Below are 18,592 nucleotides of genomic sequence, written 5' to 3' on the forward strand. Positions count from 1 at the left end.
AGGAGGGGCATAATGTCTCTTTCAATGCAACATAAAATTAGAAATTTTTGTATCATTGCACATATTGATCATGGTAAAAGTACGTTAGCCGACCGTATTATTCAACTGACAGGTACACTAACTACTCGTGAAATGCAAGCTCAAGTGCTAGATAATATGGATCTCGAACGTGAACGTGGTATTACGATTAAATCTCAATCTGTACGTTTAGTCTATAAGGCCCAAGACGGACAGGAATATATTTTTAACCTCATAGATACACCTGGTCATGTAGACTTTAACTATGAAGTATCTAGAAGCTTAGCTGCTTGTGAGGGGGCTATTTTAGTAGTGGATGCGGCTCAAGGTATCGAAGCACAAACCCTAGCTAATGTATATTTAGCTCTTGAGCATGATTTGGAAATTATGCCTGTTATCAATAAAATTGATTTACCGAGTGCAGACCCTGAACGAGTAAAACATGAAATTGAAGACATTATAGGGTTAGATGCAAGTGATGCACCTCTTATTTCAGCTAAAACGGGCTTAAACATTGAAGCTGTTCTTGAAAAAATCGTAAAAGCAGTACCAGCACCACAAGGGGATGTGGATGCACCACTTAAAGCACTTATATTTGACTCTCTATATGATCCTTACAAAGGGGTTATTATCTTCTGTCGTATTAAGGAAGGTAAAATTAAAAAGGGTATGAAGATACGTATGATGGCTACTAAAACGGAGTTTGAGGTTGTGGAAACAGGTACTTTTGGGGCAGGTCAATTTAGACCTTGTGAAACACTGATGGCAGGTGAAGTAGGCTATATTACAGCCAGTATTAAAAATGTAAAAGATACACATGTAGGTGATACAGTAACCGATGCCAATAATCCAGCAGTAGAACCTCTTCCAGGCTATAAAAAAGTCAATCCTATGGTTTATTGTGGACTTTATCCTGCAGATGGTGCAAAGTATGGAGATTTACGTGATAGCCTAGAAAAGTTACAACTCAATGATGCTGCTCTTGTATTTGAACCAGAGACTTCTATTGCTTTAGGTTTTGGTTTCCGCTGTGGTTTTTTAGGACTTCTTCATATGGAAATTATTCAGGAAAGATTAGAACGGGAGTATAATCTAGACCTTGTAACAACAGCACCTAATGTTATCTATCGTGTACATCAAACGAATGGTGAAATGATAGAACTATCTAATCCTTCTAATTTACCAGATCCTTCAAGTATGTCCTATATGGAAGAGCCGATGGTGAGTGCTAAAATTATTGTGCCCTCTGAATATGTGGGAGCTGTTATGGAACTTTGCCAAGAAAGACGTGGTATCTATCATGGTATGGAGTATTTAGAGGCCACACGTGCAGTACTAACCTATGATTTACCACTTAATGAAATCATTTATGACTTCTTTGATGCTTTAAAATCTAGAACACGTGGTTATGCTTCTTTTGACTATGAACTTAAAGGCTATCAAGAATCTAAACTTGTAAAACTAGATATTTTAGTTAATAAAGAAGTAGTAGACGCCCTTTCTCTTATTGTACATGAATCCAATGCCGCAGAAAAAGGACGTAAGATTGCAGAAAAGCTTAAGAAAGAAATTCCAAAACATCTGTTTGAAATCCCTATTCAAGCAGCCATTGGTAATAAGATTGTTGCGCGTGAAACCATCAGTGCTATGCGTAAAGATGTTCTTGCAAAATGTTACGGTGGAGATATTTCGCGTAAACGTAAACTGTTAGAGAAACAAAAAGAAGGTAAAAAGCGTATGCGTCAAGTAGGTAGTGTAGAAGTACCTCAAGAAGCCTTTATGAGTGTACTTAAATTAGATGAATAGAGGGATTGTATGAAAATAGGACTGTATATTCATATACCATTTTGCCACTCTAAATGTTACTATTGTGACTTCCTTTCTTTTCCCAGACAAGATATGCAGGCACCTTATGTAGAAGCTTTAATTGCAGAGTTACAGGCAGTAGGTAAAAAACTAGGTAAAGTTTATACACTGCAATCCGTTTTTATTGGTGGAGGGACCCCTACGGTTCTTCCACCCCTTTTATTGGATAAAATCTGTGAAGCAGTGGAAAAATATTTTCAAATAGAAGAGGACGTGGAATGGACCATTGAAGCTAATCCAGGGACGTTATCTAAGGAGATGACAAAAGTATTTCATGCGCATCCTATCAACCGAGTAAGTATGGGATTGCAAACAACTGATGATCAGCTTCTTAAAAAATTAGGACGTATTCATACTTTTAAACAGTGGGAAGAGAGTATGTGTTTTTTAAAAGAAGAAACAGACTGTGACATTAGTACAGATTTGATGTTTGCCTTGCCAGGTCAAAGCTTTGAAAGTTTTAAGAAAAGTGTACGTTGTGTGGGGAGCTATGAACTTTCCCACCTTTCACTATATGCTCTTATTATAGAAGCAGATACACCTTTTGGTAATTTAGAAGCTAAAGGTCAGTTAGAAAAAGTAAGCGAGCAATTAGACCGTCAAATGTATCATTGGGCAAAAACTTACCTCAAGGAACAAGGCTATCATCAATATGAAATTTCTAATTGGGCTAAGCCAGGTAAACCGAGTCGTCATAATAGCCTTTATTGGCGTCGTGAACCTTATATCGGTGTAGGACTTGGAGCGCATTCTTTATTTCAAGAAACACGTTACCATAATGTAACTAATTTAGATACTTATTTGGCATTAAAAGGTGATTTAAATAGTCTAAGAGTAGATATAGAACCACTTACATTAGAAATGGCTAGGGAAGAGTTTATGTTTTTAGGTCTTCGTATGACAGAAGGAATTTCACTTTCGGAATTTAAAGCTCTATTTGGACAAGACCTTTGGAATGTCTATCCTTCCCAGCTTAAAAAATGGATAGATTATAAGGTGTTGGTTCAAAATAGAGATAGATTATTTTTATCTGACTACGGTATGGATATCTGTAATGTGGTGTTTAGTTCGTTCTTATAATCTTAAAAAATATTTAAAGAAAGGATTGACAGATGCCGAGAATAGTGATATCTTTAATCTATAGTTAGCACTCGTTAGTGGTGAGTGCTAACAAGCTGGAAGGAAGTGATGATATGGACATGAATGAAAGAAAAGTGAGAATACTAGAAGCTATCATTCGTGATTATATACAAACGGGTGATCCGGTTGGTTCACGAACCATTTCAAAGAAATATGATTTAGGTATTAGTTCTGCAACCATTCGTAATGAAATGGCTGATCTTGAAGAGCTTGGATTTATTATGCAACCTCACACTTCCGCCGGAAGGATTCCTTCCGATAAAGGTTACCGCTTATATGTAGACAATCTGATGCAAAGAACACGCCTACAGCCTGAAATGGAACGAATAATTGTAGAGATGATAAAAGAAAAGGTAACGCGTATGGACACCCTTATCGAAGAGACAGCGAAACTGATTTCTATGCTTACCAATTATGCAACTATTGCTTCAACACCTACAATGAGCCAAACTAAGGTTAAACATTTACAGCTTGTACCTGTAGATGAACGAAGTGTGGCGTGTGTTATTGTAACAGATACGAATAGTGTGAAAAATCATATCCTACGTACACCTAAAGCCCTAGATATGAATTTATGTACAGTGCTTTCAAATATTTTAAATGACAGCTTAAAAGGTGTAACTTTAAGCGAGATTAGCTTAGATAAAATAAGACTTTCCATAGAAGAAAAATTAAGGGAATATAGTGGCATTGCCGAAAGTATTTTAGGTGCTATTCATCATATTTTAAAAGAAGAAGCTATTCCTGATGTTTTTATTCGTGGTGCAACGAACATTTTAGATTTTCAAGAATTCACTGATAAAGATAAAACACGTGAAATCTTTAAGCTTTTAGAAGAGAAGCCTTATTTAATGGAACTTCTGGATAATAGTCCAAGTAACCAAGTTAATATCCGTATTGGTGAAGAAAATATTTTTACACCAATGAAGGATTGTAGCATTGTTACGACGAGTTATACTATTGGACCCTATACGCTTGGTAACATTGGCATTATTGGTCCTACCCGTATGGATTATGGGCAAGTTGTTTCAGTGCTTGAATATGTTTCACATTATATTACCAGTATGTTAAGTTCACTAAATGATTCATAGAAAGGGTGGCACAATGGAAGAGAATAAGGAAGTAGTAGAAGACATAGTGATGGAGGAATCTACTGTCGAATCGGTGGAGGAAACAAAGTCAAATGCAGAAGAAGCTGAGACAGTAGAAGAAACAGAGGTAGTAGAAGAAAAAATAGAATCAGAACCCAAAGATAAAGCTGCCGAGTATCTCGAACGACTACAACGTTTAATGGCTGAGTTTGATAACTACAGAAAACGTAGTGAAAAGGAAAAAAAAGATATGTATGACTTTGCCGTAGGTAATACTATTCAAGAGTTACTTCCACTTGTAGATAATTTTGAAAGAGCACTTCAAGTAGAAAGTTCTGATAAGAAGTTTTTTGATGGTGTTTCAATGATTTACAAGCAAATGATGAGTATTCTTGAAACTTTACAAGTCACAGTTATTCCGGCAGTAAATGAAACTTTTAATCCAAATCTTCACAATGCAGTTTTTCACATAGAAGATGAAAATGTAGGTGAAAATATCATTGTAGAAGAACTTCAAAAAGGATATCTCTATAAAGAAAAAGTAGTTAGACATAGTATGGTAAAAGTAGCTAATTAATGATAGGAGGAAACAATTATGGGAAAAATTATAGGTATTGACTTAGGAACAACTAACTCATGTGTATCAGTTATGGAAGGTGGTAAACCTGTTGTTATTGTAAATGCAGATGGCAACCGTACAACTCCTTCAGTGGTAGGTTTTAGTAAAACAGGTGAAAGACTAGTAGGTGACGTGGCAAAACGTCAAGCTGTAACGAATCATGAAAGAACTGTTATTTCTATTAAAAGACACATGGGAACAGATTACCGTGTGAAAATTGATGATAAAGCTTTTTCTCCACAAGAGATTTCAGCTATTATCCTTCAAAAATTAAAGGCAGATGCAGAGGCATATCTAGGTGAAAGTGTAACGGAAGCTGTTATTACAGTACCTGCTTACTTTACAGATAGTCAGCGTCAAGCTACTAAAGATGCAGGTAAAATTGCAGGATTAGATGTTAAACGTATTATTAACGAACCAACAGCAGCAGCTCTTGCTTATGGATTAGATAATGAACATGAACAAAAAATCATGGTTTATGACCTTGGTGGTGGTACCTTTGACGTTTCTGTTATTGATATTGGAGACGGTGTTATTGAAGTATTAGCAACAAGTGGTGATAATCACCTGGGTGGAGATGACTTTGATCAAAAAATTATTAACTACTTAGTTGCAGAATTTAACAAACAAGAAGGCATTGACCTTTCTCAAGATAAAGTAGCTATGCAACGCTTAAAAGAAGCAGCTGAAACAGCTAAAAAAGAACTTTCTCAAAAAACAAGTACAAATATACTTATCCCATTTATTTGTGCAGGAGGTCAAAGCTTAGATATAACGCTTACACGTGCTAAATTTGATGAGCTTACAGCTGATCTTGTAGAGCGTACAATGGTACCTGTTCGTACAGCACTTAGTGATGCAGGTATTAATGCTTCTGAACTGGATAAAGTTTTATTAGTAGGTGGTTCTACACGTATTCCAGCTGTTCAAGATGCTGTAAAACGTTTAACAGGTAAAGATCCATTTAGAGGTATTAATCCAGATGAATGTGTAGCTGTAGGAGCTGCTATCCAAGGTGGTAAGCTTTCTGGTGAAGCAGGTTCTGGAGATATCCTTCTTCTTGACGTTACACCTCTTACACTTGGTATTGAAACAATGGGTGGTGTGGCAACAGCTATTATTCCAAGAAATACAACGATTCCAACTAAGAAATCACAAGTTTTCTCAACAGCAGCAGATAATCAACCAGCCGTTGATATCCATGTTGTTCAAGGTGAAAGACCAATGGCAAATGACAATAAAACCCTTGGTAACTTTAAATTAGATGGTATCATGCCAGCTCCTCGTGGGGTACCACAAATCGAAGTAACCTTTGATATTGATGCGAATGGTATCGTTAAAGTATCTGCTAAAGACTTAGGTACAGGTAAAGAACAACATATTACCATTACAGCAAGTACAAACTTAAGTGATGATGAAATTAATAAAGCTGTAAAAGAAGCAGAGCAATTTGCAGAAGCAGATAAGAAACGTAAAGAAGCTATTGATGTAAAAAATGAAGCGGATAGTATGGTATTCCAAACTGAAAAAATGATGAAAGATATGGAAGATAAGCTTCAGGCAGAAGATAAAGCAAAAATCGAAGCAAGCTTAACAAAACTTAAAGAACTGAATGATAAAGCAGTAGTAGGTGCGATGACTGATGCACAGGTAGAAGAACTTAAAGCAGCTAAAGAAGAGCTTACACAAGCTTTCTATGCTGTATCTGAGAAATTGTATAGCCAAGCAGCTCCTGATATGCAAGGTGCTGATATGAATGCTGGGGCAACCGGTGGTGCTCAAAATGATGACGTCATTGATGCCGATTTTAAAGAAGAATAAATAGCCCTAGGCAAACAGTCAAAGAGAACTCTCTCTTTGACTGTTTCTGTCTTGAAAATTGTATTCTTCTTATAAATGGTGTAAGATAGAACAATGAGAAATAAATAAAGAAGGATTGTGGTGGTGAAAAGCGTGGATAAAAGAGATTATTATGAAGTCTTAGGAGTTGATAAATCTTCTAGTGATGCAGACATAAAAAAAGCTTATCGAAAATTAGCAAAAAAATATCATCCGGATGCCAATCCAGACAATAAAGAAGCAGAAATTAAGTTTAAAGAAGTGACAGAAGCCTATGAGGTTTTAAGTGATACAGATAAACGTGCAGCATATGACCGCTATGGACATAGCGCCTTTGACCAAATGGGTGGTGGTGCTGGTGGCTTTGGTGGTGGTTTTGGTGCAGAATTTGATATGAATGATATTTTTGGAAGTGTATTTGGTGATATTTTTGGAGGAGGTCGCCAAAGACAACGTGGTCCAATGCCAGGTGCAGATATTCGTCAAACTATTCAAATTTCTTTTGAAGAAGCAGCTTTTGGGTGCGAAAAAGAAATAACTATTAATACGTCTGAAACCTGTAGCACTTGTAACGGTTCAAAGGCTAAGCCAGGTACCAGTACAACAACCTGTAGCAAATGTGGGGGTAGTGGTCAAATTCGTGTAACACAACGTACTATTTTGGGAGCTATGCAAAGTGTTCAAACATGTGATGCTTGTCATGGTCAAGGTAAGATTATTAAAGAACCTTGTCAAGCTTGTCACGGTCAAGGTAAGATAAGGACAACTAAAAAAGTAACTATTACTATTCCAGCAGGTATTGACCACGGACAGACTTTACGTGTTTCAGGTAAAGGAGAAGTAGGAGATGTAGGAGCACAAAATGGTGACTTATTAGTAACCGTTTCTGTAAAACCTCATGCTACTTTCGAACGTCGTGGTAATGATGTTTATATGAAGATGCCCATTTCTTTTGCGCAGGCAGCTCTTGGAGATGAACTTTCTATTCCAACTTTGGATGGTAGTGCTAAGTTTAGTATTCAACCTGGTACAGCTACCGGAAGTGTTTTTAGATTACAAGGCAAAGGAATTCCTAATATTCGTAATAAAAAATACCGTGGTGATCAATATGTAGAAGTTTTTATTACAGTTCCTAAAAACCTCAGTGAAAAACAAAAAACTTTGCTACGCGAATTTGAAGCTGAGAGTGGAGAAAGTGGAGAAGGTAATGAGGGGACACGTAAATCGTGGAAAAATCGTTTTAAGAAATAAAGATAGGATTGATAAAAAGAGCTAGTCCCAAAAGGAAACTAGCTCTTTTTATCAATCCTATTCTTCATTCTTATTTTCTTCCTCAGCAGATGAAGCTAGAGTAGATTCAGTCGTGCAAACAGATTGTTTTGAAGCTGTTTGTTCATTTAGATAAGCAATTGTAGCTTTAACGAGTTTGCCACCAGGTCCGAGAAGAAAATAGATTCCAACGATAGGGAATAGAGTGGTTACAATAATATTAGCATAAGATAATATTATTTGCACAATATATAGAGCGTTATTACCTCCCATTGACATGACGATACCTCCTTCCCATAATATAAAATACACTTAACACTCCTTATCATACACCAAAAAAGATGAAATTTAAATCATATAAATAAAATTTTTGAAATTTAAGAAGAGTTTTAAGAAAGGGATAGATGCTTGAATAAAAGGAGTGGTTGACCTATAATAAAGAAGATACTAAAATTTGGAGATGAAACGATGAACTGGTTAGAAACGACAATTTATACCTCGAAACAAGGTTTAGAGGTTGTAACAGGGTTACTTTTACAATTAGGTGTAACAGGGTTTGTGATCCAAGATCCTGATGATTATGATGAATTTTTAACATTGCAAGGAACTACGTGGGATTATATGGATGAGGAAATGGAAAAACTTAAAGATTGTCCCACAAGTATAAAAATTTATTTAGCTGATAATATGCAAGGAAACGAAACGCTTATTGAGCTTAAAAATACGCTTACACGTCTTAAAAATGAAGATATAGAGGGCTTATATGGGGATTTGAGATTAGAACTTGGTAATATTAATGAAGAAGATTGGGCAAATAACTGGAAAAAATATTTTAAGCCTTTTGAAGTAGGTAAACATTTTGTGATTAAGCCTTCATGGGAGAAGTATGAGAAGGTTACAGAGCGTTATATCCTTGAGATTGACCCTAATTCAAGCTTTGGAACGGGACAGCATTATTCAACACAGCTTTGCATGGAGCAATTAGAAAAATTAGAGATAAAAGGACAACGTGTTTTAGATATGGGATGTGGGAGTGGTATTCTTTCAATTGCTGCACTTTTATTAGGTGCTAAAGAAGTGACCGCGGTAGACATTGACCAGAATTCAGCAGATATTGCAAGAGATAACTTGCAAAAAAATCATATGAGTGAAACTACTTTTCAAGTCTATTGTGGTAATGTCTTAGAAGATGATGATTTTACTATTCAGTTAGGCAGCCAATATGATCTTGTTTTAGCTAATATTGTGGCAGATGTTATTATTGCTATGAAAGAGCTTTTAAAAGGTTTCTTACGTCCAGGAGGGCAACTTATTACTTCCGGTATTATTGGAGAAAGGGCAGAAGAAGTGAAATGTGCATTAGAAACAGCAGGCTTTAAAGTGCATACCCTTACAGAAAAAAATGACTGGATAGCATTAGGAGCTGTCTTAAAAGAGGAATAGAGGAGAAAGGGAACATGGCTAAATTTTTTGTAGAACCGTGTCAAATCAAAGAGGATACTATCCATATTATCGGCCCTGACGTGAATCATATTAAAAATGTTTTACGTCTAGATATTCAAAAAGAAATTTTAATTAACGATAGACAAGGAATTGACTACAAGTGTATAATAAATAAGATAGAGGATACTATTATTTATACGAAAATTGTTGACAAACAGTCATCTGATACAGAACCACTCGTTAAAACTGTATTATTTCAATCCTTAGTTAAAGGTGAGAAAATGGAGTTTGTTATTCAAAAAGGTGTAGAAATCGGCGTGACTACCATTATTCCTATAATGACAGAACGTTGTGTCGTTAAAATTGAATCTGATAAAAAGCTTCAAGCTAAATTAGATAGGTGGAATAAAATCGCTGAAAGTGCTGCTAAGCAAAGTAAGCGTGGTATTGTTCCACAAGTGGAAAGACCTCTTTCTCTTAAAGAGGCAATTGATTATGTCAAGACCCACTTAGAAGGTGCTTGTATTCCTTTTGAAAATGAAGATAAATACTCTTTAAAGGCATACTTAAAAACGACTCCTTTAGCATCAGTGGGGGTCTTCATTGGACCAGAAGGTGGTTTTACAGATGAAGAAATTAGACAAGCTACAAGTAAGGGGATTGTGCCTGTGACATTAGGCAAGCGCATTCTTCGAAGCGAGACTGCCGGATTAGTCGTATTAGCGAATATTATGTATGAGATAGGTGGTGTTTAGTGAATGGAAAGCGTTAATTTTTTAGTAGTAGATGATGCAATCTTTATGCGAACAGTACTTAAAAAAATGTTAACAGAAGCAGGTTTTAATGTGGTAGGGGAAGCAGGTAATGGACTTCAAGCTATTGAGATGGCAAAAATGTTACAACCTGATATCGTAACACTCGATATTACCATGCCAGAGATGGATGGTATCCAAGCAATAGATAAAATATTAGAAGTAAGCCCTAATACCAAGATAATCATGTGCTCAGCCATGGGACAACATTCAAAAGTTGTTGAGGCCATTAAACAAGGTGCCAAAGACTTTATCGTTAAACCATTTGAAAAAACGCGTGTGTTACAAGCTATTTATAATGTTATGAATAGATAAAAAGTGAGGGGATAGCGCCCTCCTTTTTTATTTATTTTTAGATGGGAGAAAAAGGCATGAATGAGATTTATTTAGATAATGCAGCAACTACAAAACCTTTAGAATGTGTTGCTCAAAAAGTATATGAAACAATGCTCCAAACTTATGGAAATCCCTCTTCGTTGCATAAAAAAGGAATAGAAGCAGAAAATAGCATTAAGGTAGTAAGTACTTTTCTTTCACAAAAACTAGGCTGCTTACCGGAGGAGATTATCTATACTTCTGGTGCAACGGAAAGTAATAATATGGCTTTATTGGGTGTATGTGATGCCTATAAAAGGCGAGCAAACAAAATTATTACGACACCTTTAGAGCATCCTTCAGTAACAGAAGTTTTTAAGGAATTAGAAAAAAAGAGTTTTGAAGTGCACTTTGTAAAGGTAGATGAACAGGGATATGTACAACTAGAGCATCTAAAAAGTCTATTAGATGATAAAACTTTACTTGTGAGCATTATGCATGTCAACAATGAAATTGGTACCGTGCAGGACATAGAGTTATTAGGACAACTTATTAAGGCTCAAAATAAAGAGATCCTTTTTCATGTAGATGCCGTACAATCCTTTATGAAATTGCCTATTCAAGTGAAAAAAGGGAAAATTGACCTTTTGTCAGTTAGTGCCCACAAATTTTATGGACCTCGTGGAGTTGGATTCTTGTATAAAAATAAAAATATACGCATGAGTTCTTTATTATATGGAGGGGGGCAGCAAAAAAATATACGTTCAGGAACTGAAAATGTACCTGGTATTATGGGTTTATATGAAGCTTGCAAGTATATGTCTGATCATGATAAGACTATTATACCTCATTTTAGAGCCTGTAAGAAATATCTAGCAGAAGGCATTTTAAATGCTATTCCCGACACCTTTATAAATGGACCCACTATTGAAGAAGGCGCACCGCATATTCTGAACATCAGTTTTGAAAATATACGAGCAGAGGTCTTACTTCATGCGCTAGAACAAAAAGGAGTTTACGTTTCATCTGGATCGGCTTGCTCCTCTCACAAAAAGGCAAGTAGTGGAACATTGGTAGCCATTGGGAAAACAGCTGGACATCTAGATAGTGCCCTGCGTTTTTCCTTTTCACATGATACGACCTTTAAGGAATTAGATGAAGTCATTCAGATTCTTATGGAACAGGTAGCTTTATTAAGAAGATATACATTAGGAGGAAATAAAAAGTGAACAATGTGTTTTTGATTAAATATGGCGAAATTGCCATAAAAGGAAAAAATAGATATCTATTTGAAAATCGGTTAGTAGATACTATTCGCAAGAATATGAAGGGACTTGGTCAGTTTATCGTTCGTAAAGAACAAGGACGTATTCTTGTAGAGCCCATGGAAGAAGAAGTTGATAAGGATTTAGTAATAGATAAGCTGACGCGCATCTTTGGGATTATAGGTGTAGCTTATGGAACAAAAGAAGAAGAAGTTTCAATGGAAGCAATCAAACGTTTAGCACTTCATCATATGAAGGAAAAATGTCAAGAGGGAGTTATTAGTTTTAAAGTAGAAACCCGTCGTTCAGATAAGCGTTTTCCTTTACAATCTATGGAAGTAAATGCACAAATAGGTGAATATCTTTTAAATGAATTAGAAGGTAAAGTAAAAGTAGACGTACATCATCCTGAAGTTTTATTGATGATCGAGCTACGTACACATACGTATGTGTATTCTACCACCTATAAAGGTGCAGGTGGTATGCCTTATGGTACTAATGGAAAAGCTTCTTTACTCTTATCTGGTGGAATTGATAGCCCTGTTGCAGGTTGGATGGTAGCTAAGCGTGGGGTAGAAATAGATGCGGTTTACTTCCATAGCCCTCCTTATACGAGTGAAAGAGCAAAAGAAAAGGTGGTAGATTTAGCTAAAAAGGTGGCTGAGTACACAGGAGGTATACGCGTTCATGTTGTACCTTTTACGGAAATCCAAATGGCTATTTATGAAAAATGTCCCCATGAGCAGCTTACACTGATTATGCGTCGTATTATGATGCGTATTGCAGAACGTATTGCACGTATGAATGGGAATATGGCACTGATTACAGGAGAAAGTATTGGACAGGTGGCTAGCCAAACACTTCAAAGTTTAGTGGTAACAGATAATGTGGTTGAAATGCCTGTTTTTAGACCCCTTATCGGGTTTGATAAAGAAGAGATTGTTCAAATTTCTAAGAAGATTGATACATTTGAAACCTCTATTTTGCCTTATGAGGATTGTTGTACCATCTTTGTACCCAAACACCCTGAAACAAAACCAAAGCTTGAGAGCATTGAGCGTTCAGAACGTTTATTAGATGATATTATTGAAGAAATGATGTTAAAAGCAATAAGTGAAATGGAGATTGTACAAGCATAATAAAAGTCCACTTAGTGGACTTTTATAACTTTTCATTATTCACTTAAAAAGACTTGTAACTTAGAAACAATCTCATCTTCTTCAGGATTATTATAAATATCCAAGCGAAGCGGTTTACTTAAATCAAGACTAAAAATACCCATAATTGATTTAGCATCAATGATATAACGCCCAGAGGATAAATCAAAATCGCCTTCATATAAATTGATGAGATTAACAAATTGTTTAACTTTTTCAATAGAATTAAGTGAAATATAAAGTGATTGCATAGGTGACCTCCTTAAGAATATATGATGGTTCTGTCATTAAGACAATTACTTAGCATCTTATTTAAGAGTATCATATAGTTTAAGTCAGGGGATGTCAATATAAAAGAGGTGAAAATATGAGAAAAATAGCGTTTTACACACTAGGATGTAAAGTGAATCAGTATGATACAGAAGCAGTGTTAGAAGATTTTAAACGTGCAGGTTATGAGGTTGTACCTTTTGAAGAGTATGCCCATGTTTATGTGGTAAACACTTGTACGGTTACGCACTTAAGTGATAGAAAATGTCGTCAAATGCTTCGTAAAACCAAGCGTATCAATCCGGAAAGTATTTTAGTTGCAATGGGATGTTATGCACAGATAGCAGGAGAGACAATTAAAGAACAAGTAGAAGAAATTGACATTATTGTAGGAACCAATCGTCGCAGTGAAATTGTCCACCTGGTTCAAGAATTTGAAAGTCATGAAAATACTCCTACTAATCTGGTGTCAGATATTATGGCTGTTGAGGAGTTTGAAGAGATGCAAATTTCAGAACGTGGAGAAAGAACACGTGTTTATATTAAAATCCAAGAGGGGTGTAATAATTACTGTACGTATTGTATCATTCCTTATGTAAGAGGTAAGATTAGGAGTCGTAAAGAAAAGAGTGTACTAGATGAAACAAAGCGGCTAGCAGACTTAGGTTATAAAGAAATTGTGTTAACAGGAATACATGTGGCTTCCTATGGGAAAGATTTAGGTAATACAGATCTTGTTCAATTACTTCAGAAAGTACATGAGATAGAAGGTATAGAACGAATACGAATGAGTTCTATAGAGCCAGGTGTTGTAACAGATGCTTTTTTAGAAGTGCTAAAAGAGTTACCTAAGCTATGTAGACATTTTCATCTTTCTTTACAAAGTGGAAGTGATACAGTACTTAAGCGCATGAAACGTAAGTATACTTCAGCAGATTACCTAAAAAGTGTAGAGCAATTACGCCATGTTTGGCCAGATGTAGCCATCACAACAGATGTCATTGTAGGATTTCCAGGTGAAACAGAAGAAGAGTTTGAGGAAACTCTTCATTTTGTGAAAAAGGCTGAACTTGCTCAGATCCACATTTTCCCTTATTCACAAAGAGAAGGAACACCTGCAGCGCAAATGCCTAATCAAATAACACCAGAAGTAAAAGAAGAGCGAACTAAAAGGTTAAGCCAAATAGAAAAAGAGCTTCACCAAGCATTTATGAAGCAGCATATAGGCAAAGAGGTGGAAGTTCTTTTTGAGAATTCACACAAAGAAGGCTTTACTGGCTTTACCAGTAATTATTTAAAAGTGTATGTAGAGAGTGAAAGCAATATTGAAAATACCCTACAACATGTACGCATTACAGGTATAAAAGAGGATGAGTTATTAGGACAGTTGATATTGAAATAAACATTTTATATTTTTGGTAATTATCTATAGTTTTTTTCAATATTATGGTATACTAAGAGATATAAGGTGTAAGTATTGGAAGGTGATTATAATGGAAAATATGAATGAAACAATGCAATTTCATTTAGAGAATTTAGAAAAGGCTTCAACTCGTGAAGTACTTACAGATGTGTATACATCTCTTAAAGAAAAAGGATACAACCCTATTAATCAAATTGTAGGTTATATTATGTCAGGAGACCCAACTTATATTACCAGTCATAATGGTGCAAGAAATAAGATTCGTAAGCTAGAAAGAGATGAGATTCTTGAAGAGCTTGTGACTTGCTATTTAAAACAATAAAAGTGGGCTGCAGGATAGTGTTCTGCAGCTTTTTTTAGGAGGTATTTTGTGCGTATTTTAGGGCTTGATTATGGAAGCAAGACAACAGGTGTGGCGATTAGTGATCCTTTAGGGTGGACCGCTCAAGGTTTAGAAATTATAAGAAGACAAGATGAAGCCAATATTAAACCGACTCTTAACCGTATTAGCGAGTTATGTCAAAGTTATAAAGTAGATAGCATTGTTCTTGGACTTCCTAAAAATATGAATAATACATTAGGTGAAAGAGGTGAAAAGACACTTTTGTTTAAAGAGAAGTTAGAAAATAGACTCAAAATCCCTGTAGTAACCTGGGACGAGCGTTTAAGTACGGTTGCGGCAGAAAATGTATTGATCGATGCAGACATGAGCCGTAAAAAAAGAAAAAATGTCATAGATAAATTAGCTGCAACAATTATTTTACAAAATTATTTAGATGCAAAACGTTAAGTTGTAGAAATGAGAGAGGATATTTTATGGAAAAAATTAAATTTGTAGATGAAGAGACAAAAGAAGAAATACTTTTTGAAGTAATGGATGAAGCTGTTTTAGAAGGAACGAAGTACCTTTTAGTAGTTGATGAAGAAGATGTGGCTACTATCCTAAAACAGGTAGAGGAAAAAGACGATGAGATAGACTATGTCTTAGTGGAAGAAGAAGATGAATTTAAAAGAGTAGCTGTAGAATTTATGAGTAGTGAAGAATACGATATTGAAGTTTAAATACTATTTCCTTTAAGGGAATATGAAAAATTTTATAGATAAGGAGCGAAAAATAGTTGGACGTTACAGCATTTAAAGAACGACTCAAAGAAAAAGGCTGTAAACTAACTTTACAGCGACGAAGTGTACTAGACATACTCATTAAGCATTCAGGTGAACACTTATCGACAGAAGAACTTTATGAGAAGGTAAAAGAGAATTATCCTGAAATAGGATTAGCAACTGTTTATCGTACAGTTCAATTATTTGAAGAGATGCATATTATCGATCGGCTAAATTTTGATGATGGTTGCAGTCGCTTTGAGCTTGCCTCAGAAGAAGAGATTCACCATCATCATCATTTGATTTGTGAAAAATGTAATAAAGTATTTGAAGTAGAGAATGACTTATTAGAAGAAATCGAGTCAGAAATTGAGCGCAAATATCATTTTAAAATACAAGACCATCATCTGATGTTTTATGGGCAGTGTGAAGAATGTCTAAATAAAAAAAGAGGAAAGTAGTTAAGTATGGAGGTGTAGTTTTGGTACCCAAAAAAACAAAGAGCAAATTGCGCATCATTCCACTGGGAGGACTTGGGGAAATTGGAAAAAACATGACGGTATTTGAATATGAAGAAGATATTTTCGTCGTTGATTGTGGCTTAGCTTTTCCAGAGGATGAAATGTTGGGGATCGATTTAGTTATACCAGATATTACGTATTTGGTGAAAAATAGTCAAAAGGTAAGGGGAATTGTTCTCACTCATGGGCATGAGGATCATATTGGGGGGTTACCTTATATTTTACAAGAGTTAAATGTCCCACTTTATGGTACTAAGTTAACTCTTGGTTTAGTTGAAAACAAATTGAGAGAGCATAATTTATTACGTTCTACAGAGCGCATCAATGTCAGTCCAGGAGAAACGATTGCTTTAGGAAAACATTTTAAAGTAGAGTTTATTCGCTCCAATCATAGTATTGCAGATGCCGTAATGTTAGCTATTGGGACGCCTATGGGTGTTCTTATTCATTCAGGGGATTTTAAAGTAGATTATACACCTATTAGCGGTGCAACTCTTGATTTGCATCGTTTAGCAGAGCTAGGACGAAAAAAAAGTTTTAGCTTTAATGGCAGATAGCACCAATGTAGAGCGTCCAGGTTTTACTCAATCTGAAAAAATGGTAGGTCAAAAATTTGAAGATGTTTTTACGAATCATCAAGATAAGCGTATCATGGTTGCTACCTTTGCATCTAATGTAGACCGTGTACAGCAAATTATTAATGCAGCGGATAAGTTTAAGCGTAAAGTAGCAGTTATTGGACGTAGCATGAGTAATGTAGTAAAGACAGCAAGTGAATTAGGTTACTTATCCATTCCTGAAAAGATTTTGATAGATGTAAATGAAGTAAAGCGTTTTAAGGATGAGGAAATTGTTATTATTATGACAGGGAGTCAAGGAGAGCCTATGGCTGCTCTTTCACGTATGGCTGCTTCTGAACATAAACAAATTGAAATCAAGCCCGGTGATGTAGTTGTTTTAAGTTCAACACCTATACCTGGAAATGAGAAGACTGTTTCAAAAATAGTTAATGAATTGGCAAAAAAAGGGGCAAATGTTATTCGTGAAGATACACATGTTTCAGGTCATGCAGCACAAGAGGAACTAAAGCTTCTTCATGCACTTGTTAAACCTAAATTTTTTATCCCCGTACATGGTGAATACCGTCATTTACAAAAGCATGCAGAGTTAGCTATGGAACTAGGTATGAAACGTAATAATATTCAAATCTTATCTATTGGAGAAGTAGCTGAACTTACACAGGATACCTGTAAAATGGCAGGAACCGTTTCATCAGGTCAAGTCCTTGTAGATGGGTTAGGCGTAGGTGATGTAGGAAATATTGTACTTCGTGATCGTAAACATCTTTCACAAGATGGTCTCCTTATTGTCGTAATGACATTAGAAAAAGAATCGGGTTTTGTAGTAGCAGGACCAGATATTATTTCACGTGGTTTCGTCTATGTACGAGAAGCAGAAAATCTAATGGAAGAAGCTAAAGCAATAGTCCGTAAAGCATTAGAGCGATGTGAGCAAAAGCACATTGTAGAGTGGTCACAAATTAAAACCATTGTTAAAGATGATTTGCGTGAATTTGTATGGCAAAAAACAAAGCGTAGTCCAATGATTTTACCCATTATTATGGAGGTTTAGTTTACCCAATAAAAGAAATTTAAAGAGATTATTGCTCTTGTTCATAAATAAAAAGGTCATCCTTAGCTTAAAGAGGATGACCTTTTTACTATTTCAGTAGTTCTTTATATAGTTTTTTAATTGCCTTTTTCTCAATACGTGAAACATAAGAACGTGAAATTCCCATTTCTTCAGCAATTTCTCTCTGGGTTTTTTCTTCTTCATCATTAAGGCCATATCTGAGCTCAAGAATTTTTTTTTTCACGTGGTTTAAGAAGGTGTTTAATTTGATTGTAAAGCTTTTTTATTTCAATACCAAAGTCTACTTGATCAAAGATGGTATCATTTTCCGTACATAGAATATCCAGTAAACTAATTTCATTGCCTTCTTTATCAATACCGATAGGTGCATGAAGGGAAGTTTCGTAACGTTGCTTACGTGTTGAACGGATACTCATTAAAATCTCATTTTCTATGCAACGAGCCGCATAGGTAGCAAGGCGTGTGCATTTGCTAGGATCAAAAGAGGTAATGCCTTTAATGAGACCTATTGTACCGATAGAAATTAGATCGTCCATATCATTATTAATATTGCTGTATTTTTTAACGATGTGTGCCACCAATCTAAGATTGCGTTCGATTAATATATTTTTAGCCTCTTCATCCCCTTGTTCATAACGTTCCAAATAATATTTTTCTTCTTCAGAAGAGAGAGGTTGAGGAAAAGAAGAGATGCTACTAAAGTAGGAAAAGCAAAAAAGAGGAAGCATATAAGGCACACCTCCACAAAAAAGGGCTCATTATTAGTGTATGAAGTTAAAGTAGAAAT

18 protein-coding genes and 2 pseudogenes are annotated in these 18,592 nt (G+C 35.6%); 17 read left to right on the plus strand and 3 right to left on the minus strand.

All coding sequences use genetic code 11. The features are described from left to right. The first annotated feature begins 12 nt into the window (after window positions 1–12). The 6 genes from lepA (at window position 13) to dnaJ (ending at window position 7,824) form a co-directional block, all read left to right on the plus strand. Window positions 13–1,824 carry a translation elongation factor 4 gene (gene lepA / locus CS063_RS05545; RefSeq protein ID WP_099448697.1) on the plus strand — a complete coding sequence of 604 codons (1,812 nt, stop codon included), beginning with the start codon at window positions 13–15 and terminating at the stop codon, window positions 1,822–1,824. 9 nt (window positions 1,825–1,833) lie between these two features. Next, a complete protein-coding gene (gene hemW, locus CS063_RS05550) occupies window positions 1,834–2,964 on the plus strand; it encodes a radical SAM family heme chaperone HemW (protein ID WP_099448698.1) in 1,131 nt (376 codons plus the stop codon). A 113-nt stretch (window positions 2,965–3,077) separates the two neighbouring features. Continuing rightward, complete coding sequence (hrcA, locus tag CS063_RS05555) at window positions 3,078–4,115, plus strand: heat-inducible transcriptional repressor HrcA (protein ID WP_099448699.1); 1,038 nt, start codon at window positions 3,078–3,080, stop codon at window positions 4,113–4,115. A gap of 13 nt (window positions 4,116–4,128) precedes the next feature. Further along, window positions 4,129–4,692 (plus strand): nucleotide exchange factor GrpE, encoded by a 564-nt coding sequence (gene grpE / locus CS063_RS05560; RefSeq protein ID WP_099448700.1) that lies wholly within the window; start codon window positions 4,129–4,131, stop codon window positions 4,690–4,692. An 18-nt stretch (window positions 4,693–4,710) separates the two neighbouring features. After that, on the plus strand, window positions 4,711–6,555 hold the full coding sequence (gene dnaK, locus CS063_RS05565; RefSeq protein WP_099448701.1) for a molecular chaperone DnaK: 1,845 nt from the start codon (window positions 4,711–4,713) through the stop codon (window positions 6,553–6,555). A gap of 132 nt (window positions 6,556–6,687) precedes the next feature. Beyond that, window positions 6,688–7,824, plus strand: a complete 1,137-nt coding sequence (gene dnaJ, locus CS063_RS05570; RefSeq protein ID WP_099448728.1) for a molecular chaperone DnaJ — start codon at window positions 6,688–6,690, stop codon at window positions 7,822–7,824. A 57-nt stretch (window positions 7,825–7,881) separates the two neighbouring features. Here the strand turns inward: dnaJ and CS063_RS05575 are convergent, their stop codons facing one another. After that, window positions 7,882–8,121: a hypothetical protein gene (locus CS063_RS05575; RefSeq protein ID WP_099448702.1), complete on the minus strand. Its 240-nt coding sequence runs from the start codon at window positions 8,119–8,121 to the stop codon at window positions 7,882–7,884. A 189-nt stretch (window positions 8,122–8,310) separates the two neighbouring features. On the opposite strand from CS063_RS05575, the gene prmA reads away from it, so the two are divergent. Genes prmA through thiI form a run of 5 tightly spaced genes read left to right on the plus strand, consistent with a single transcriptional unit; the run spans window position 8,311 to window position 12,816 of the window. Further along, entirely contained in the window at window positions 8,311–9,285 is a 975-nt protein-coding gene (prmA, locus tag CS063_RS05580) for a 50S ribosomal protein L11 methyltransferase (protein ID WP_099448703.1), read from the plus strand. A 14-nt stretch (window positions 9,286–9,299) separates the two neighbouring features. Next, entirely contained in the window at window positions 9,300–10,040 is a 741-nt protein-coding gene (locus CS063_RS05585) for an RsmE family RNA methyltransferase (RefSeq protein ID WP_099448704.1), read from the plus strand. Between the two features lie 3 nt (window positions 10,041–10,043). Continuing rightward, complete coding sequence (locus tag CS063_RS05590) at window positions 10,044–10,412, plus strand: response regulator (RefSeq protein WP_099448705.1); 369 nt, start codon at window positions 10,044–10,046, stop codon at window positions 10,410–10,412. A gap of 56 nt (window positions 10,413–10,468) precedes the next feature. Further along, window positions 10,469–11,641 (plus strand): cysteine desulfurase family protein, encoded by a 1,173-nt coding sequence (locus CS063_RS05595; protein ID WP_099448729.1) that lies wholly within the window; start codon window positions 10,469–10,471, stop codon window positions 11,639–11,641. After that, on the plus strand, window positions 11,638–12,816 hold the full coding sequence (thiI, locus tag CS063_RS05600) for a tRNA uracil 4-sulfurtransferase ThiI (RefSeq protein ID WP_099448706.1): 1,179 nt from the start codon (window positions 11,638–11,640) through the stop codon (window positions 12,814–12,816). Before CS063_RS05595 ends, thiI begins: the two co-directional genes overlap by 4 nt. A gap of 35 nt (window positions 12,817–12,851) precedes the next feature. On the opposite strand, the gene CS063_RS05605 is transcribed toward thiI, so the two are convergent. Next, complete coding sequence (locus CS063_RS05605) at window positions 12,852–13,085, minus strand: HPr family phosphocarrier protein (RefSeq protein WP_099448707.1); 234 nt, start codon at window positions 13,083–13,085, stop codon at window positions 12,852–12,854. A gap of 116 nt (window positions 13,086–13,201) precedes the next feature. Here CS063_RS05605 and mtaB point away from each other — a divergent pair, with 116 nt between their 5' ends. The 6 genes and pseudogenes from mtaB to CS063_RS18130 all read left to right on the plus strand — a co-directional run bounded on the left by mtaB (window position 13,202) and on the right by CS063_RS18130 (window position 17,784). After that, the gene (mtaB, locus tag CS063_RS05610; protein WP_099448708.1) at window positions 13,202–14,506 is read left to right on the plus strand and encodes a tRNA (N(6)-L-threonylcarbamoyladenosine(37)-C(2))-methylthiotransferase MtaB; all 1,305 of its coding nucleotides are present in this window, start codon (window positions 13,202–13,204) and stop codon (window positions 14,504–14,506) included. A 91-nt stretch (window positions 14,507–14,597) separates the two neighbouring features. Further along, the gene (locus CS063_RS05615; protein WP_330400979.1) at window positions 14,598–14,849 is read left to right on the plus strand and encodes an IreB family regulatory phosphoprotein; all 252 of its coding nucleotides are present in this window, start codon (window positions 14,598–14,600) and stop codon (window positions 14,847–14,849) included. 48 nt (window positions 14,850–14,897) lie between these two features. Beyond that, the gene (gene ruvX, locus CS063_RS05620; protein WP_099448709.1) at window positions 14,898–15,317 is read left to right on the plus strand and encodes a Holliday junction resolvase RuvX; all 420 of its coding nucleotides are present in this window, start codon (window positions 14,898–14,900) and stop codon (window positions 15,315–15,317) included. A gap of 26 nt (window positions 15,318–15,343) precedes the next feature. Continuing rightward, complete coding sequence (locus CS063_RS05625) at window positions 15,344–15,589, plus strand: DUF1292 domain-containing protein (protein WP_099448710.1); 246 nt, start codon at window positions 15,344–15,346, stop codon at window positions 15,587–15,589. A 56-nt stretch (window positions 15,590–15,645) separates the two neighbouring features. Then, entirely contained in the window at window positions 15,646–16,092 is a 447-nt protein-coding gene (locus tag CS063_RS05630) for a Fur family transcriptional regulator (protein ID WP_099448711.1), read from the plus strand. Between the two features lie 20 nt (window positions 16,093–16,112). After that, window positions 16,113–17,784: pseudogene (locus CS063_RS18130) on the plus strand (ribonuclease J). An 88-nt stretch (window positions 17,785–17,872) separates the two neighbouring features. On the opposite strand, the pseudogene sigK reads toward CS063_RS18130, so the two are convergent. Beyond that, window positions 17,873–18,533 (minus strand): annotated as a pseudogene (sigK, locus tag CS063_RS05640) (RNA polymerase sporulation sigma factor SigK). Window positions 18,534–18,592: the final 59 nt, after the last annotated feature.

This window comes from Sporanaerobium hydrogeniformans (assembly GCF_002735925.1).
In the GTDB taxonomy this organism is placed as follows: Bacteria; Bacillota; Clostridia; order Lachnospirales; family Cellulosilyticaceae; genus Sporanaerobium; species Sporanaerobium hydrogeniformans.

What these genes read in the sequence shown, in the direction of transcription:
- lepA (WP_099448697.1), top strand. Translation starts at nt 13, where the DNA reads ATGTCTCTTTCAATGCAACATAAAATTAGAAATTTTTGTATCATTGCA.
- hemW (WP_099448698.1), top strand. Translation starts at nt 1,834, where the DNA reads ATGAAAATAGGACTGTATATTCATATACCATTTTGCCACTCTAAATGT.
- hrcA (WP_099448699.1), top strand. Translation starts at nt 3,078, where the DNA reads ATGGACATGAATGAAAGAAAAGTGAGAATACTAGAAGCTATCATTCGT.
- grpE (WP_099448700.1), top strand. Translation starts at nt 4,129, where the DNA reads ATGGAAGAGAATAAGGAAGTAGTAGAAGACATAGTGATGGAGGAATCT.
- dnaK (WP_099448701.1), top strand. Translation starts at nt 4,711, where the DNA reads ATGGGAAAAATTATAGGTATTGACTTAGGAACAACTAACTCATGTGTA.
- CS063_RS05575 (WP_099448702.1), bottom strand. Translation starts at nt 8,121, where the DNA reads ATGTCAATGGGAGGTAATAACGCTCTATATATTGTGCAAATAATATTA.
- prmA (WP_099448703.1), top strand. Translation starts at nt 8,311, where the DNA reads ATGAACTGGTTAGAAACGACAATTTATACCTCGAAACAAGGTTTAGAG.
- CS063_RS05585 (WP_099448704.1), top strand. Translation starts at nt 9,300, where the DNA reads ATGGCTAAATTTTTTGTAGAACCGTGTCAAATCAAAGAGGATACTATC.
- CS063_RS05590 (WP_099448705.1), top strand. Translation starts at nt 10,044, where the DNA reads ATGGAAAGCGTTAATTTTTTAGTAGTAGATGATGCAATCTTTATGCGA.
- CS063_RS05595 (WP_099448729.1), top strand. Translation starts at nt 10,469, where the DNA reads ATGAATGAGATTTATTTAGATAATGCAGCAACTACAAAACCTTTAGAA.
- CS063_RS05605 (WP_099448707.1), bottom strand. Translation starts at nt 13,085, where the DNA reads ATGCAATCACTTTATATTTCACTTAATTCTATTGAAAAAGTTAAACAA.
- mtaB (WP_099448708.1), top strand. Translation starts at nt 13,202, where the DNA reads ATGAGAAAAATAGCGTTTTACACACTAGGATGTAAAGTGAATCAGTAT.
- CS063_RS05615 (WP_330400979.1), top strand. Translation starts at nt 14,598, where the DNA reads ATGGAAAATATGAATGAAACAATGCAATTTCATTTAGAGAATTTAGAA.
- CS063_RS05625 (WP_099448710.1), top strand. Translation starts at nt 15,344, where the DNA reads ATGGAAAAAATTAAATTTGTAGATGAAGAGACAAAAGAAGAAATACTT.